14 protein-coding genes and 1 riboswitch are annotated in these 18,056 nt (G+C 36.3%); of the genes, 3 read left to right on the top strand and 11 right to left on the bottom strand.

Annotation, left to right across the window (positions count from 1 at the left end; all coding sequences use genetic code 11):
• Positions 1–65: 65 nt before the first annotated feature.
• From ACQKMI_RS13880 to ACQKMI_RS13870, 3 genes are all read right to left on the bottom strand, one after another.
• Complete coding sequence (locus tag ACQKMI_RS13880; protein WP_427489798.1) at positions 66–2,672, bottom strand: cation-translocating P-type ATPase; 2,607 nt, start codon at positions 2,670–2,672, stop codon at positions 66–68.
• Positions 2,673–3,196: 524 nt separating this feature from the next.
• Entirely contained in the window at positions 3,197–3,451 is a 255-nt protein-coding gene (locus ACQKMI_RS13875; RefSeq protein WP_427489796.1) for a hypothetical protein, read from the bottom strand.
• A gap of 122 nt (positions 3,452–3,573) precedes the next feature.
• Positions 3,574–4,764 (bottom strand): MFS transporter, encoded by a 1,191-nt coding sequence (locus ACQKMI_RS13870; protein WP_427417303.1) that lies wholly within the window; start codon positions 4,762–4,764, stop codon positions 3,574–3,576.
• Between the two features lie 195 nt (positions 4,765–4,959).
• A riboswitch (purine riboswitch) is annotated at positions 4,960–5,059 on the bottom strand.
• Between the two features lie 212 nt (positions 5,060–5,271).
• Here ACQKMI_RS13870 and ACQKMI_RS13865 point away from each other — a divergent pair.
• Entirely contained in the window at positions 5,272–5,478 is a 207-nt protein-coding gene (locus ACQKMI_RS13865) for a hypothetical protein (protein ID WP_323645611.1), read from the top strand.
• 117 nt (positions 5,479–5,595) lie between these two features.
• On the opposite strand, the gene lepB is transcribed toward ACQKMI_RS13865, so the two are convergent.
• The 4 genes from lepB to ACQKMI_RS13845 all read right to left on the bottom strand — a co-directional run bounded on the left by lepB (position 5,596) and on the right by ACQKMI_RS13845 (position 9,891).
• Positions 5,596–6,156, bottom strand: coding sequence for a signal peptidase I (gene lepB, locus ACQKMI_RS13860; protein ID WP_323645610.1), 561 nt, complete (start codon positions 6,154–6,156; stop codon positions 5,596–5,598).
• Positions 6,157–6,303: 147 nt separating this feature from the next.
• Positions 6,304–6,417: a transcriptional regulator gene (locus ACQKMI_RS13855; RefSeq protein ID WP_427489793.1), complete on the bottom strand. Its 114-nt coding sequence runs from the start codon at positions 6,415–6,417 to the stop codon at positions 6,304–6,306.
• Between the two features lie 343 nt (positions 6,418–6,760).
• Positions 6,761–7,696, bottom strand: coding sequence for an LCP family protein (locus tag ACQKMI_RS13850; protein ID WP_427489791.1), 936 nt, complete (start codon positions 7,694–7,696; stop codon positions 6,761–6,763).
• Between the two features lie 749 nt (positions 7,697–8,445).
• Complete coding sequence (locus ACQKMI_RS13845; RefSeq protein ID WP_427489789.1) at positions 8,446–9,891, bottom strand: MDR family MFS transporter; 1,446 nt, start codon at positions 9,889–9,891, stop codon at positions 8,446–8,448.
• 199 nt (positions 9,892–10,090) lie between these two features.
• Between ACQKMI_RS13845 and ACQKMI_RS13840 the strand changes: the two genes are divergently transcribed.
• A complete protein-coding gene (locus tag ACQKMI_RS13840; protein WP_427489787.1) occupies positions 10,091–10,990 on the top strand; it encodes a TetR/AcrR family transcriptional regulator in 900 nt (299 codons plus the stop codon).
• A 430-nt stretch (positions 10,991–11,420) separates the two neighbouring features.
• On the opposite strand, the gene ACQKMI_RS13835 is transcribed toward ACQKMI_RS13840, so the two are convergent.
• Both ACQKMI_RS13835 and dacB read right to left on the bottom strand, forming a co-directional pair.
• A complete protein-coding gene (locus ACQKMI_RS13835) occupies positions 11,421–11,672 on the bottom strand; it encodes a hypothetical protein (protein ID WP_427489785.1) in 252 nt (83 codons plus the stop codon).
• Positions 11,673–12,004: 332 nt separating this feature from the next.
• Complete coding sequence (gene dacB, locus ACQKMI_RS13830; RefSeq protein WP_427489783.1) at positions 12,005–13,438, bottom strand: D-alanyl-D-alanine carboxypeptidase/D-alanyl-D-alanine endopeptidase; 1,434 nt, start codon at positions 13,436–13,438, stop codon at positions 12,005–12,007.
• Between the two features lie 174 nt (positions 13,439–13,612).
• Here dacB and ACQKMI_RS13825 point away from each other — a divergent pair, with 174 nt between their 5' ends.
• Positions 13,613–13,984 (top strand): hypothetical protein, encoded by a 372-nt coding sequence (locus tag ACQKMI_RS13825; protein ID WP_427489781.1) that lies wholly within the window; start codon positions 13,613–13,615, stop codon positions 13,982–13,984.
• Positions 13,985–14,046: 62 nt separating this feature from the next.
• Here the strand turns inward: ACQKMI_RS13825 and ACQKMI_RS13820 are convergent, their stop codons facing one another.
• Positions 14,047–15,780 (bottom strand): ABC transporter ATP-binding protein, encoded by a 1,734-nt coding sequence (locus tag ACQKMI_RS13820; RefSeq protein ID WP_427489779.1) that lies wholly within the window; start codon positions 15,778–15,780, stop codon positions 14,047–14,049.
• Entirely contained in the window at positions 15,777–17,519 is a 1,743-nt protein-coding gene (locus tag ACQKMI_RS13815; RefSeq protein WP_427489777.1) for an ABC transporter ATP-binding protein, read from the bottom strand. Before ACQKMI_RS13815 ends, ACQKMI_RS13820 begins: the two co-directional genes overlap by 4 nt.
• Between the last annotated feature and the right edge of the window lie 537 nt (positions 17,520–18,056).

The following is an 18,056-nucleotide window of genomic DNA, read 5'->3' as shown; positions in this document are numbered from 1 at the left end:
ATTTTATTTTCAACACTAAAAAGCTCTCGTTTCAACAAAACGAGAGCTTCCATATGTTTTCCTCATTATCGACTCCTCACGAACAACAGCTTGTACCACTGATTCACGATGAACGGTAGCACAGACAAGCTATAAATAAAGCCTAATTGTGCGGTACTTAATGTGGCAACTTCAAACACACCTGTAAGCATTGGAATAAACAATACTGCGTGTAAACTTAAAAAACCGATTAAGAATGCAAGCCAAGTGTATTTATTCGAAAATAGTCCAATGGCGAAGATGGATTCTTTAGCTCTGGAGTTGAAACCATGCACTAATCGAGACAAACATAATGTTGTAAATGCCATAGTGCTCGCCGTTAAAGTATCTCCTGTTGACAATCCGATTTCAAAGGCAACCGTTGTAGAAATGGCAATTAGTAACCCTTCGAGCACCACTTGAGTAGTAAATGCTTTATTTAATAATGGTGAATGAATATTTCGGGGCTTGTCTTTCATTGTTTTTTTATTATTCGGCTCTAGACCAATCGCGATCGCCGGTAAACTATCCGTTAGTAAGTTAATAAATAATAAATGCACAGGTGCAAAAGGAACTGGCAAACCTAATATTGTTGCATATAAAACAACAAAAATGGCACCCGCATTCCCAGATAATAAGAACAAAATAGCATTTTTTATATTCGTATAAATACTTCTACCATTTGCAATAGCCTTCACAATCGTTGAAAAATTATCATCCGTTAGTATCATAGAGGAGGCATCCTTCGCGACTTCTGTGCCGGTAACTCCCATTGCCACACCAATGTCGGACTGTTTTAGCGCAGGGCCATCATTAACACCATCTCCTGTCATGGCGACGACATGCCCTTTTTCTTGCCACGCTTTCACGATACGAATTTTTTGAACTGGTGTTACTCGGGCATAAACAGAAAAATCGTTAACCTTTTCTTGAAGCTGCTGATCTGTTAAGCTTTCTATTTCATGCCCTTCAATCGCTTCAGAGGGATCATTTAAAATCCCGATTTGATTGGCAATAGCCGTTGCCGTAATTTTATGATCTCCTGTAATCATCACCGGCTTGATACCAGCTTTTATACATTTTTCAACCGCACCTTTAGATTCTCTCCTTGGAGGATCCATCATCGCGACTAAACCAACAAAGATTAAATCTTTTTCAGCTCTTACATCGATTGCTTGATGTCCCTTTACCTCTTTGTAGGCAACTGCTAATACCCTTAACCCATTCATAGAAAAATCACGATTTACTGCTTCGATTTTTTGGCGTTGTTGTTTTGTAATATTAAATATGCCTTTTGAAGTTTCAATCTTTACAATTTTAGGAAGAAGGACATCTAGCGCTCCCTTTGTAATCATGATAGATTGCTGATTGATAGTATTCACAGTACTCATGAGCTTTCTATCTGAATCAAAAGGGATTTCGGCTACTCTTGGGTAATAATCTCTTACCAGTAATTCGTCAAAATCATATTGCTTTCCTAATTTTACGAGTGCAACCTCAGTGGGATCACCGATTTCCTTACCGTCCCTTTCCACTGCATCACTACATAATATTGCCTTTAACATAAGGTCTTTCTCCACTGCATTTTCAGTGTATAGCTGATCATGTGGAATCACTTTTTCATCCACATAGACCTCTTGAACAACCATTTTATTTTCAGTTAATGTTCCTGTTTTATCTGAACAAATGACAGATACACTTCCAAGACTCTCAACAGCATAAAGCTTTCGAATAATGGCATTTTCCTTTGCCATTTTCTGTGTTCCAAAAGCTAACACAATCGTAACAATCGAGCTTAATGCTTCTGGAATTGCTGCCACGGCAAGTGAAACAGCAAACATGAACGATTCTACAAGTGCACGTCCTCTAACAAGGTCAATCACGAAAATAGCTAAACAGATTAACGTAATCCCTAAAGCTAATTTTTCTCCGAAATGATCTAAACTTACTTGTAACGGTGTTTTCTTCTCTTTCGCAGTATCTAGTAAATTTGCAATTTTGCCGATTTCCGTCTGCATTCCGATAGCTGTAACCATGACAATACCACGACCAGTTGTCACATAGCTTCCAGAGTATACCATGTTCTTTTTATCAGCAACAGTTACATTGCTTTCCTTAATAGCATCAATACTTTTCGCTACAGCGATTGATTCACCTGTCAACGAACTTTCATTAATATGCAAATTATGACTTTCTAATAATCTCCCATCTGCATTAATATAATCGCCAGCCTCCAAATAAAGAAGATCTCCAACGACTAGATCTTCTGAAGAAATCTCTATTAGCTGATTATTTCGCATTACTTTGGCAATTGGGGAGGTTAACGCTTTTAAATTATCCAAAGACTGTTCTGCCTTGACATGCTGTACAGTACCTAGGATAGCGTTTAATATAACAACAATCATAATCACAACGGTGCTTCCTACTTCTCCTAATAGAAATGAAACGAAAGCAGCAATGATTAAAATAATGACTAATAAATCTTTAAACTGTCCAAAGAAAACGGCGAATGCACTAGTTTTTTTTCCTTCCTCTAATACATTATAGCCGTATACTTCTTGCCTCTTTTGAACGTCATAATCACTCAATCCTTGATCTGTCACGTTCAAAGTTTTCATCACTTCAGCTGATGATTGTTGATGATATTCTGACATTCGATTCCCCCTCCATTTGAAATTATTAGACAATCATGCCGATTAAGTAACTCACAGCATTTTCTCCTGAATTCCTTCTCACTGACTAAATTCAGAAGAAAATGCTGCTATTAGTTAATAAGTTAGATTCCCATTAGTAGACCCTTTTGAATTATCTATCTTAGGCAGAGAGAACATTATATATCCTAAAAATAGTATTGAATCATCAGACTCCCTATCTACTGAGCCCCTAAAATACTTTAACTACAACAATCTATTCCTTGTCCTATTCCAGTATGATAATAATCGATATAGAAATTAAATATTTGTTAAATATTGAACATATAAAATAAAGTGAAACTTGCATCAGTAGGGTTTTACGGGTAGTTCATGCAAGGTAAATCGCGATGACAATGAAGCCATATCGAACACAATAATTTCCGCTCACTAGCTATGTAAGCAAAAAAAGACATTTGGAATATGGCTACTCCAAATGCCCTTCGTCACATGCTAGACCCCTATAGGCCAGTCTTGCAGTTAATTTATTATTTTAGTTGTCTCTCTTTATTTGCAGATAATAAATAGTCGAGTGCACTCATTCTAGTGAGCTTATGAGTAAATTTTATAGCATCTGCTTGAGAGTCAAACATAAAGTTTTCGAGTTCGTCTGTTGGTATATATTGATCAGCGATTTTTCGTTTTAGTTTTCGTACAGATAAAGTGTGTGAATCCTCTTCATATAAAATAATAGCACCCACATGACGGTAAAGCGTCTGGTCAATCGTTGCGACAATTTTCACATTTGATCCTATAAAATCTGATCAATTATGCCTCGACATAATAGCTCATCACCATAACATGTGGTTGATTTCCGTTACGACTGGGCGCTTTCCTGAGGGGACGTCCGATAAGCCACTCTAAACTATGAGTTGTTATGAGCCGATTTCATCCCTAGCTCAGCCTCATGTGAAACTGGCGCTCTTTTTAGAGAAAAAATTGCACAGCCTAGAGCACATAAAACTAAAATGGCACCGAAGCCAGCTAAATGCTTAGCAGATCCTGTAACAGCAAACATAGCTCCACCAACAGCTGAACCGATGGATATACCGATTTGTAATGCAGCAGTATTTAAGCTTTGTTGAATATCAGACGTTTTCGGATCAGTTTGTATTAAATAATTTTGTAATGGAGGTGTAAGCGCCCAGCTAAGTGCACCCCATAAAACTGTCACGACTAAAAAGAGTGGAAAAGCAACAATTGTGTAAGGAATACTAAATAATACAACGGCAAATGTAGAGACAATAATTAGAATGGCTTTACCAGTACCAATTTTGTCACTTAGCCAACCACCAAGAGCATTCCCACTGACGGACGCTATTCCGAAGATTAGATAACAGATACTAATCCAAGAGGCACTCATATCAAATGCTTCTACTAAAAATGGAGTTAAATATGCATAAAGCATATAATGACCCGCCAGCATAAACAGTGTTGTTAATTGTGCACTTAAGATTTTTAAATTCGCTAATGATTTAATTTGAGCCTTTAATGGGACAACTTCTACAACTGGCATTTTTTCAAGCAATAACGCAATAAGAATCATAGATACAGTTGAAAGTAGTGCTATTCCTAAGAACATTGCTCGCCATCCAAATGCTTCTGACACAAAAATCCCAATTGGCACACCGATAACAAGTGCCGAACTTACACCTATGAAAACAAGCCCTAACGCTTTTGCGCGATGTCTTGGTTCAACAATTTTTGTTGCAATCGTTAAGGATAAGACGATGACCAATGCAGTACTCATCGCTGTGAAAATTCTAGCAATCATGACGATCAAGAATGTCGTACTAAAAAACGTCATAAGGTTACCTAAAGTAAAAATAAATAAAGAAATAAGATAAAGGCGCTTCCTTTCCACTTTTGCAGTTAATGATAAAAGGACAGGCGCAGATATCGCATAGACGAGAGCAAATATTGTAATTAATTGTCCTGCTGTTGCTAAGGACACATTTAAATCTTTTGCAATTGTTGGTAATATACCACCTACAATTAATTCCACCAATCCTACCGCAAAAGTAGTAACGGCCAGAATGTAAACTCTCCAATTCATAATTATCACCCTTCTGTTACACTTTCATTTTTGTAGGGAGATATCAATTATGCCTCGGCATAATTGCGTCCGGAATCGGCTTTGTGCAAGCATAAAGAACTCCTTTCCGATTCCGTGACATCCGCCGGAGGCTTTAACTTCTTTCAGCGAATGTTTGGATACTGCTGAAAGAAGTTAAAAAAAATCCTGACTACAAAAATGAAGCACGATTTTTGTAGTCAGGATTTTATGGTTCCTGGTAGAGACCCTCAATCCATATCATTGAGGTTATACAGATCAAATATTTACGTTAGCTATATTAGCATATTGAATTTTGCATGACAACAATTTTTTATTATATCTTCCTTGCCATCCATAAAATTAGTTCACTATAGCACTTTCAATCATTGATGTACCTACGCTTACCTAATAAAAAACCCTTCCAAAAGAAAGAAATTTCAGATTTTACTTATATTTTTTTAAGTTTGACCATACATACTAATATACAGAACATTGCGAGGTGATTGTTTGCGTATAATAGGTTTAGTATGCTATTTTTTATTGTTGTTTTATGGTGTAGAACCAGTAACAGAAGAGCTCACAATCAATCAACAAGCAATCAATTCTCCTAGTCTGAGCGAACAGCAAATCCCTATAAAAGAAACAGTTGAACATTCAACAGTTTGTGTCTATTACCCCACTTATAAAGTTTGCAAGGCATTATCAGCCGACTAAAAAGATCAATTATGCCTCGGCATATATATCCCAGCGGGTGCTTGGACACCCGCTGAAAGAAGTTAAAAAAGAGGCTACTCAACGTAGCCTCTTTTTCACTGCAAGTCCTAATTTATTTTACTTTGGACCAATATGGAAACGATTAAACGGATATATTGTTAATTTAGCTTCACCATAGATGGCATCTTTAGAAATTAAGCCATAATGGCGGCTATCAGAACTTCTTAAACGGTTGTCCCCGAGTACAAGATACTCACCCTCAGGTACCTTTTTTTCATTTACTAATTGCTCTAACGTGAAATTTTCTGTAATACGTAATTGCTTAGGATCATCTGTTTGACGATTCACATAATCCTCTTTATAAGCTTTGCCATTTACATACAAAACATCGTCCTTCATTTCAACTGTATCACCTGGTAGGCCAATCACTCGTTTAATATATAGCTCATCTTCTGTTGGTGATTGAAAGACAATTTGATCAAAGCGTTCAATTTTACTCATTTTACTTACAATAATAATATCCTTATCATGATAAGTTGGGTACATAGAAGCCCCTTGTACTTTAATCGGTGCAAATAAAAATTGCTTACAGCCTAAAACAACTATAGCGGTAATTACAATAATTTTAAGATAGGATATTAACTCCTTTTTGAAACTACTTGTTTTCTCTTCTTGCATGCTCATTCCCCGATACTGTTTTTTTATAGTATAACATTTTCTACAGTATATGGACGAATTTTCACATAAATTGTTGCAAGTTCAAAAAAAATAGACAAAGCTACTTTATAACTTTGCCTAGTTGCAGTTTATTCTTTTGTTTTTCGATTATGAATGGTTACTTTGCGTAGTAGTAGAGGGTTGCTGATTAGTAAATAAGTCTACTGTTAAAACAATACCTACATGTAATGCAACTGCTAAAAAAAATGTGCCTATAATCATCACAATCACTCCCTCAACCATTTATAACACAATTATACATCAATTTTCTGATATTTCAAACAAATTATAAATAAAATAATACAAAATAAAAAAACCATTCAACTAGGCATGCACCCTACCTGAATGATTTTTTTATGTTTCACATGAAAATTTTTAAGCACAATAGTTGTAAATGACGCATAGCTGAACTGAATGAATTTTTTTGAACTTTACGCTTAGGCACATAGCTTTGCATGCAATTATTTATAGATGTATACCTAAGCACCTGGGTCCTTCCATTCATTTATCTCCCTCCCCTCATTATCAAAAGATTTACAACTATCGTACTCAAATTGTCACTCTTTTATTGCAAATGAGCTTTTAATTCCGATTTTATTTTTTCTAGTTCGGTCTCTTTAGGGATAAAATACCATATGTTGTCAATTCTTTTGCCATCTCCCTCTTTAAATGACAACTGCTCAATATTACCATCCATATTTTTATAAATACTTTGTAGTTGAATTAAATCCTTCATCGTAAAATTCATACGAACATTATCCCCTACTACATCAAGCATATCTGTAGCCTTTAATAATATAGAAGATGTCGACGAGGCTTTTTTCAGAACCGCTTCAATAATTTGTCGTTGGCGAATTTGACGACCGAAATCACCGCGAGGATCTTCATAACGAATACGTGAGAAGATCAGTGCATTATCACCATCTAAAGTGATCTCACCCTTCGGATAATGATAGGAATCAAAGGTTAAATCCATGTCATTATCAATGGTTACTCCACCAATCGTGTCGATAATTTGCAGGAAGCCATCCATATTAACAAACACATAATAATCAATGGGTATATTTAAAAAATGCTCCACCGTATTCACCGCCATTGGAACGCCTCCAAATGCATAGGCATGGTTGATCTTATCGACGGAATTATGTCCAATAATTTCTGTACGAGTGTCTCGAGGTATACTGAGCATCTTCATCGTGTGTTTTTCAGGGTTCACCGTAATGACAATCATCGTGTCAGAACGCCCACTATCATTTTTACGTTCATCCACTCCAAGCATTAATACGGAAAACGGGTCTTTTTTCGTAACTATTTTTTGTTCTTTATTTTCATCGCCTGTCGTTTCAATTAGTGGTGTATTTATTTTATTCATTGTTTTATGGATAGTGTAATAAGCAGTACCTATAAAAATTAAAAAAATCGTTAATAAGCCACCTACTATCCAAAGCCATATTTTCTTCTTGCTCTTTTTTTCATTAGTGCGTTTCATATTTTTTTCCATACATAAGTCCTCTCATGCAAAATTTACCCTACTTTTTGACGTATTAAGTTGGAAAAAAGTTAATATAGTCTAATTATATGCATATAGGACGAAAAAAAGACGTACACTAGTATTTACTAAAAAACACACACTATACCTTTATTTGTAAATTAACCTTCGATTATTTAATATCACCATGAAAAGGGACTTATATGATGCCACTATGTTTTATACGAAACTAGCACTCTTTATCCGCAATCATCTCATGACCTATTGAGGTTGCAGATTAGCTGGGCCTTTAGCTTTCATTACAAAAAAGCTAAAGGATCCTATATACAATGTACAGTATTATAATATGCTATTTTTAAGCTGAACTAATTTTGATATTAGTTTCAGCTTTTATTTATGTTTTAAGATATAGTTTGAGTATATTTAATAGAGGAAACTCACTAGGTGACAGGTCAGTCAAGCCCTTGGGTTAGTAACTTTCGTTAAGGAGTAATTACAAAGCCTTGCAACGAAGAAAAACTGGATATGTAGCAGTTTTGTGTATTTGTTAAGCTAAAATTGAGCCACCTATACGCCTTAAAAAAGTTGTCCAATTCTGTTGCAGTTCAAAAAATAGTAGTACAATCCATGGCTTTGGTTTGTACTACTAATGTTAGTATGTTTCTCTGACTAATGAGAGTAGAGAAAGTTAGAGGTGAATAAAAAGTTTGATGGAGATCATAATCTCAATCTTTATCTATCAATTTAGTTAATCCAGCAAACTATTTATTTGTAGTGACCGGCTCGCTTTCGACTTTGGCACTTTTCTTTTTAAGGAAAAGCGCTAAAACAAAGGCAATCCCCGAAACCACTAATGTTGCTAAAAAGGCATCATTTACCCCGTTTATTGAAGATTGAAGCATTAAATGCTGCTGTGATGCTTGATCCGTTACCTGATTCACTGCATCTGCCATATGCGTTTTTGTACGGCTAACCATGACTGAAACAAGTAAACTTGTGCCAATTGCTCCTGCAACCTGGTTTAACGTACTATTTATCGCCGTACCATGTGGTGTTTGGGTATGTGTTAATGAGTTTAAACCATGTGTTTGGATAGGCATACTAACAAACGACATACTTAACATACGGAAAGCATAAATTGTAGCGATATATAGGCTTGATGTGTTCTCATCTAATCTCGCAAACGCAATCGTTGTGAAAATCGTAATACAAACACCAATTAAGACTAAATTTTTCGCCCCAAATTTGTCAAATAATCGACCGGCAATAGGGCTCATAATCCCGTTTAAAATAGCACCAGGTAATAAAATTAACCCGGTTTCTATAGGAGTTAATCCTTGCGTATTTTGCAAGAACAGTGGAATTAAAATCATCGCAGAATACATAGCGATAACATTTGTCGCCGTAATTGCCGATGCAAGTGCATATTGTGATGACTTATAAATACCAAAGTCAAGCATTGGATCATCTAAGCGGAACTGCCTAATAATCAATAGGGCTAAGAACACACAGCCCAGCACAATCGGTAACCATACGAATGTGTCTCCCCATCCTTTGTCTCCAGCAGAACTGAAGCCATATAAAATACCACTAAAGGCAAATGCAGAGAAAATAACAGAAGGTACGTCAATTTTTCCTGTATAGCTCGGCTTCGTTTTATCTAAGCTGAAATAACCGATTAACCAAACAACCCCCATAATTGGCACCATCATTAAGAATAAAACATTCCAATTAAAATGCTCAATTAAGAAGCCAGATAGCGTTGGACCAATTGCTGGAGCGAACATAATAACGAGACCAAAAAGCCCCATCATTGAACCTCGTTTTTCAGGAGGGAATGAAGTCATTAAATAATACATACCCATTGGCATTAGCAGTGCCGAACCGACTCCTTGGATTAAGCGCCCAGTTAGAAGTAAGCCAAATGACCCTGCGATACCAGCCAGCAATGAACCGAGGAAGAAGCTCCCAATCGAAATTAAAAATAATTTACGTAGAGAGTATTTTTTCATTAAAAATGCTGTGGTCGGCACTAAAATCGCATTGACTAACATATAGCCTGTAGTTAGCCATTGGACAGTCGATTCAGTGATCGATAAATCCTTCATAATTTCGGCTAATGCTACATTTAAAAATGAATTGTTCAGTAAAGCAAAAAAAGCGCCGGTAATTAAAACAATTAATGTTGTTTTGGTAGATTGTTTCATATTATTAAATTCCCTTTCTTGATTAGTATTCTTTAAATAGTGATCCTCAACACCGAATTATACTCAGTGTACAAAAATGTACTTTAAGTATAAAATGTATTCTAAACCTTTTATTTTAAAAAAACAAGCATTAATATACTTGAGTTATAAAAACGGAATCGTAGTATAATGAATGTATTACTTTGAGGGAAGTGTTAAGATGAAGGACAAAAAATTAGCCATTATACAATCATCATTTGATTTATTTTTGAGTCAAGGTTATCACGCAACCTCGATTCAGGACATATTAAATAAATCAAATGTTTCGAAGGGGACGTTTTACAATTATTTTGAATCGAAAAGCTCTTTGTTACAGCAAACATTGTTATATAGAGAAGAACGTATTCAGTATCAAAGAGATTTACTTCTAGATGGGGATAACGTGGGAGATCGTCATATTTTTATTCAGCAAATAGAAGTGACCTTTTTGAATAAAGGGACAATCAATATGTCGGAATTGATGGATGATGCTGCGGTTTCAGATGATTCAAATTTGATAAAATTTATGAAGGAGTTACGAAATTCATTTATTGAATGGCTGTATAAACGGCTACATCAAATATATGGGGTGAAATATGAGTCATACATCGCTGAAATGACACTAGTATTTGCAGGGATTCTACAAAATCTGTTTCATTTCTCGCCCTTGATAAATAATAAGAGTAACGATTATAGCAGACTGATTGAATACAGTCTTACGAGTGCAGAAACGATTATCGCAAATAAAACACAAGGGGAAAAGGCGATGGTTACCAATGAAGCGTTTGAACAAAACTTTGAAATCGCACTGCAAACTGATTCCTTGTTTAGTGAATTCGCTATGCATACGAATAGTTTAAAGAAAGCGATTGAGCGACTATACGGGGACGAACCGCAAATTAGTAATTTACAGTATGATTTAGTGGCGTTTGTGCAACAAGAAATCGTGGCTGAACAACCAAATAGAGCTTTAATTTTAAGCACGATTACGACTTTTAATTCATTTGATAAGCTACATTCATCAAATGAATTAGACGATTTCTTGCAAACAATGCAAAATTTAGGATATGAAATATTTTAGTGAAATTTGTTGGTTCTAGTGCAAAAAAATTCACCTCTAAAGTCTCGGGATAGTGGATAAGCTACATTAAGTTAGATAGATAAAATAAGGGGTTGTGTAAACTTAGACTACTTACGAGCGTACTACTATCACATGTAAACGTTGAACATTTAAACCTGGATTTAAACTACAAATGGTGAAGCTTTATAAAACAAGAAGTTAGCAATTATTATCAGCGATTTAACATACGTCCGTGTCAGAAAAAAATGGCACTATGTATGCTTATTTGTCGACCTTTTTAACCGAGAAATCATTGGTCATAGTTAAACTGGACAAAAATTATGAGGGCTGCATCTTGAATTCTTTCGAGAACTTTAGTTGAACAAGATAGTTAAAAATTTGCCTTGTTAAAAGTACTTTAACAAGGCTAGTTTTATATCTCATTATTTATCTATTTGAGCTGCTCAAATTGATTAGTTACCCTTCGTTCTTTATTTTCTGCAAAGTTTTTAACCGCTATTAATCTATTCACCAATTCCTCTTTTGAAAGCTGCAAATACCTCTTTTTTGCGATGTTTACATCTCGTTCAGACGAAATCCTTCTTATAGATGCTTCGTCAATTGTAGTAGGCATTACAGGCTTTTTACGCGAGTTTTTTACTTTATACGTTTTGCTATACATAATAAGAATGTAGTTCTTCATTGCGTTTAATCGTATTAAGATGGATGCCTTTTCCTTTCTCATCAAAGGCTTTTGAATGCTCACTAATGTTGTGATAAGTTACGGGAAATTCTTGATCTACGAGAAAATCAATCGTTTGAATACCACTAGTAAGTGACTGTGCAACATTATAGACAAGTTATGATAGAATCAAACACCATGTACAATTACTTGTTTTTAATCTTACAGAGTAGTGCCTGACCATTTTTAGCAGACGTCATTATAAAATTTATCAATATAAGCAAACTAACGAAATTTTAACTTCTTCATAATACTTAAGTTGCACGTTTACCCATGCTTTTTGTTCAACATTCTTACATTTCATTTGCGATCTGTTTGACAATTTCATCAATAGTTGGGATAGCTGAAGTTTTATTGGCCTCTGTCAATATACTAAAGATGTACCACTTGCCACTCTTTCCCTTTACATAGCCACACAAAGCATATGTTCCAGAAATATAGCCTGTTTTAGCAGATACACTATAGCCCTTCATACGATTTTCTAAAGTCGCACCAACAAGGCTGCCCTTTTTTCCTGCATGCGGTAATGCATCTAAATAGGAGGAATACCAGGATTTACTGCGAACGTTATATAATAATAGACTTACTTGCATACTGCTTACTCGATTTTGGTGACTTAAACCTGAACCATCTTCAAAATACCACTGCTCCATATTAAGCCCCATATCATTACCATAAGTACGAATCGCTTTAATACCAGCCGACCAACTTCCTTCCCCAAGTAGCTCTCGCCCGAGTTGTTTAGTAAACATATCACCCATACCATTAATACTTAGCTTTAAATACTTAAAGTTAATATCCTGTAATGGTTTTGAATATAAAATACTTACTCGTTGTGCATTCTCAGGTACCTTTCCAGTTGCAAGAGGCATTGTTTGGATACCTTTCGCTATTAATTTTTCCCGAAATACGTCCAGTGTATATAGCGTTGGATGATAGACAGCTACATATGTACTTTCCTGTGAACCTGCTGGTAAGTTACCTGTTACAATGATTTGATCTGTACCGTATTCTCTTGTAATTGTCACCGTACTTTTCTCGTCCTTGTTCACAACTTTTGTTTTGTTGACAACCGGAATAGTACTTGCAAAAGGAACAAGCTGAACATTACCCGTAGTGCCCACCTTTGAGCCTGTCACTTCCACTTGCACAGTTGCGATATCATATTGATCATTTGGCGAAATCGTTAATGCTGAAATGCGCGAAGCATAAGATTGATCCTCTTCTTCAGGTACAATTCCCTTCGGTAAACGATCTGCATCAAACCAAGTATCATCCCCGATTAAGGAACCCGTAATTTTCGAGATACCCATTTTTTTCAATTCATTGGAAAACGATTCTAAATGAACAGGTAAAAGCTTTGGATCTCCCCCGCCCTGTAAATAAATATTACCGTGAAGAACACCATCTTCAATTGTGCCATCGACATATGTCTTCGTAGCAAAGCGATAGTCAGGCCCTAATAAATCCAAAGCAGCGGCGCTAACTAAAAGCTTAAGCGAAGAAGCGGGGCGTATCATTTTATCGCCATTTCTATTGTAAAGCACATCTCCTGTTTCTATATCTCGTACAGTAATGCTATACACGTTGTTCTTCCAATTTTTCTCAATGACGCTATTCACTTTTGTTGTCATCGTTTGCTTACGAGCTCTTTCCTTCACAACAAAGGTGATTGGCAAACAACAAACCATTAAAATAATCATTAAAAAAATAATTTTCTTTTTCATAGACCCTCCAATTGGCAAGTTTCTACTTTCCATGCTTTTATTCCACAGGAAAAATCGGCATTTTACAATAAAATACTTTTTTAGTTTACAAAGAATAATATGTCATCTTTTTTATTCGACAAGAATACACTGTAATAGCTAGCTAAATCGTTTCGGGAAAGGAGTTGTTTATAAATGGGTGCTAAATGGATAAAGATTTCAGTCTTATATTTAGTGATTGTTTTGGCCTTTGGACTGTTTATGCATTATACAATTCAACTCGAATGGACGGCGACACATGCACACATCGGTGTGGTAGGTTGGCTAACAACTGGTTTAATCGGCTTAATTTATTCCGTATATAAAGAAGCAGCCGAGACAGGACTGGCCAAAGCGCAATATTGGTTTTATAATCTCGGATTACCGTTCCTCTTAGTCGGTATGATGATGGTCCATATAGATGTACCGCACTGGTTATTTGAGCTCTTTGTATCTGGCGGCGGTATTGCAGTAGCAATTTCAGCACTGTTCTTTGTTGTCAATGTCTTTAAAAATGTAAAATCTTAAATAGAAAGCCTCACTTTTTCATAAAGTGAGGCTTTCAGCTTGTCGGAGCATCCTGTAAATGATTATTGCAATGAATTCGCCTGCATTTGATACATTTTTTCATAAATGCCACCCTGTGCTAATAGCTCATCATGTGTGCCACGCTCCACAATCTCGCCTCGATCTAACACAAGAATACGATCTGCATTTTTAATAGTAGACAGTCGGTGAGCGATAATAAATGTTGTACGTCCCTTTTTCAGTACATCCATCGCATGCTGAATAATCTCCTCTGTTTCCGTATCTATATTAGAAGTAGCCTCATCTAAAATTAAAATAGCTGGGTCAAAGGCAAGGGCACGCGCAAAAGAAATTAGCTGGCGTTGCCCAGATGACAGTGTACTCCCCTTCTCAATAACAGGCTCATCATAGCCATCTGGCAAGTTCGCTAAAACACGTTCCCCACCAACAGCCTTTAATGAGGTTTCTATTTTTTCTCGTGAAATTTTAGGATTGTTTAGGCTAACGTTCGAAGCAATAGTACCTGTAAATAAGTATGGGTCCTGTAGAACAATACCCATATGTTCACGCATTGTTTGACGAGGAACCGAAGTGATGTCGATTCCATCAATCGTAATTTTCCCTATAGATGGGTCATAGAAACGGAACAATAAGTTCATAATAGAACTTTTCCCAGATCCTGTATGACCTACTAAGGCAATTGTTTCACCTTGGTGTGCTTCAAATGATAAATTTTTCAATACATATTCATCATTTTTATATGCAAAGGAAACTTCTTCGAACACCACATTTCCTTTATATCTAGGTAAACTTTTTTCAGATACTGGCTCCCCGTTCGTATCTAACACTTCAAAGACACGCTTTCCTGCGACTAATGAACGCTCAAGCTGAGAAAATTGATTGACGATATTTGTGATCGGATTAAATAATCTCGTTAAATAATCGACAAAGGCATATAATGTCCCCGCAGAAATAACTTCCGTAGCCGTAAATGACTGTGTACTAAAGTAGAAAATAAAGATCGTAAACATAATTAGTCTTAATGTATTAACAAGGTTGAAGGACGTTGCAGAATCAAGGAAAAGAAGCTTGCGTTCATATGCATAATGCTCATTATTCATATCATCAAATTCCTTCGTCATTTGCTGCTCACGACGGAATGCTTGAATAATCGTCATTCCTTGAATCGATTCATTAATCATTGCGTTAATATCGGCTATTTTCGTTCTGATGACATCATTATATTTCGAAGCCACTTTACGGTACAAAATCATCCATAAATAAACGATTGGTAACATAGTCAATGCTAACAATGCCATTTTCCAATTTAAAATGAAGAGTGCGATATAAACACCCACAATAGAAATTAAACTCGTAACGAAGTTTGACAGTACTTGAACATATAAATTACGAACAGCCTCGGTGTCATTCGTTACACGGGCTACAATTTTCCCTGCTGGTAAATTATCGAAGTATTGAATTGGCAATGTTTGAATATGCTCAAATACATCCTTACGTAATTTTTGTACAACACGGTTGGCACCCATTTGTAAATAGATATACATAAAATAGCGTAAAACAGCTGTAGCTATTGCTAAAAGTAAATAGACAAGTAATAGCCAAGTGATTGGTTTTAATTCAATATGACCAATTGTCATGTAATTATCAATAATATGCTTTGCAATAAACGGCCCAACAAGCTCCGTAAAGACGGCGATTGTTAAGAAAAATAATCCTAGTAGAATCGTCTTTTTAAAATACATTGCATAGCGTGTTAAACGTTGACTCGTACTCATGAGGCACCTCCTTCTAGCTGCTGACGGTCAAATTGCTCTTTATACCATCCTTGTTGTGAAAGAAGCTGCTCATGCGTTCCCTGCTCTACAATTTGGCCTTCATCTAGCACGATAATTAAATCAGCGTGCTGAATTCCTGATAAACGATGCGTGGTAATAATCGTCGTTTTATCTTGTCGTTCTCGCTGTATATTCTCAATAATTCTTGCCTCCGTCTTGGCGTCTACAGCAGAAAGCGAGTCATCGAGCATTAAAATTTCAGGGTCTTTAATAAGAGCACGCGCAATGGAAACGCGTTGCTTTTGACCACCAGAAAGAGATACACCCTTTTCACCAACAAGTGTCTCAAGACCCATTGGTAAATTTTTTAAATCTTTTTCAAAGTATGCCGAACGAATTGCCTGGTGCAATTCAGACTGTGTAGCATCTTCTTTCCCAAATAAAATATTTTCACGAATAGTACGTGAGAATAGAACATGATCCTGTGGAACATAACCAATCCAATCAAGTAACTGCTCCTTCGTTTGTGCAGCAATATCTACTCCATCAATCGATAGCTGTCCCTCGCCGATTGGATACTCACGTAATAACTGTCGCAGGAAGGTCGTTTTTCCCGCTCCCGTTTTACCAACAATCCCAAGTGTTTGCCCCTTTTTCAACGACAAAGAAATTCGCTGAAGGTTTTTCACCTGACTGAGCGGATATTGGAATGTTAAATCATCAAAACCAATCGCATTTGGTGTCGCAATCATTTGCGGGTTCGCAATATTCCGAACATCCGCCTCGTAGTTTAGCGTTTCCTGTACGCGATCAAGAGAAGCGTTACCTTGCTGCATCACGTTTATAAGTTCTCCAATTGCAAATATTGGCCAAACTGCTAGCCCCAAGTAAACATTGAACGTTACAAGTTGCCCAACTGTCATAGCCTCAGTTGCTACTAAATGAGCACCGTAACCAAGCGCTACTACATAACTAATCCCAGTACCAACCTTTGTAATTGGTCCAAATAAGGCATTTATTTTTGCGGTATGCATATTTTTTTCATAGACAATCTCGCTCATCTCTGCAAAATTTGTTTCGTCCTTTTTTTCCTGGACGTATGCCCGTACAACTCGCACACCTGCAACCGACTCTAGAACACTATCATTCAGTTCTCCAAACGCATCCTGCGCCTTCATATACCGTTCATGCACTATTTTCCCCAAATATTGAATAAGAATGGCCATGATCGGCACTGGCAGCATTGCAAAAAAAGTAAGCTTCCACGAAATCATATAACCCATGGCAAAAATAATAAAACCCATATAGATGGTGGAATCAATCAGTGTCATAATCCCGAACCCAGCAGTCAACGACACTGCGTTTAAATCATTCGTCGCACGGGCCATTAAATCTCCGGTACGATTTTTTTCATAAAACGTTGGTGTCATGCGCAAAAAATGCTGCATAAGGTTTCGACGCAAAATTTTCTCTAGGTTAATAGCCCCTTCGAATAGTCTGAATTGCCACACAAAATTAAGGGTATAACCCCCAATAATGATACACACGAAAATCAAAATATACTTCGTTAAAAGAGCTTGTGTCATTTCTCCAGCAGTCAATAAATCGATAATTGACCCTAGCAAATACGGTGGAACTACCTCTAAGCCACTCGCAATCATTAATAGCACGACAGCTATTGTATATTGCTTCCAGTATTTCTTGAAAAACCAGCTTAGTTTACTTAAAACATCAAACATACGTTATACCCTTCTTTCTCCAATGCTGTTAAAGCTTCGCTACCCACAATCCAGAAATTTCTCGATGAAAATCGTTCTTTGTACTTTGTTTCGCATACACATGCACTCCTTTTTCATGTTCACTACAACCCTTTTTTGCAACAAAAAAGACACATACCCAAAAAAGAGCATGTGTCTCTTAATAAAAGGCAAGGAATATCCCATGTCTTTTATCGCAATGTAAAATAAAATGTTAGAAGACATGGACAATGTATGCAGTTGTGATTTGAAATGATACAGGTAAAATTAACATCGTCATGCCCTCCTTTACTTAAGATAGTTATAGTGTTCTTGAAGATTATCACATCTTAGAAATATTTGTCAACTATCTAATTATTATTTTTCGCTCTTTTCAGAAAATAATTAACGCTTTAAAGCAATGAATTGCTACAATTACAATCACGGACCAAAGTAAACTCGGCATCTTAAATTTAGAATTTCAATACTAATCGAACAAAGCTAGTTCGATAGGGTCCAAATCAATTTATCGGAACAAAT

Source organism: Lysinibacillus sp. NPDC097214 (assembly GCF_050277945.1).
Taxonomy (GTDB): domain Bacteria; phylum Bacillota; class Bacilli; order Bacillales_A; family Planococcaceae; genus Lysinibacillus; species Lysinibacillus xylanilyticus_B.
This window is presented reverse-complemented; position numbering and strand designations above follow the sequence as displayed.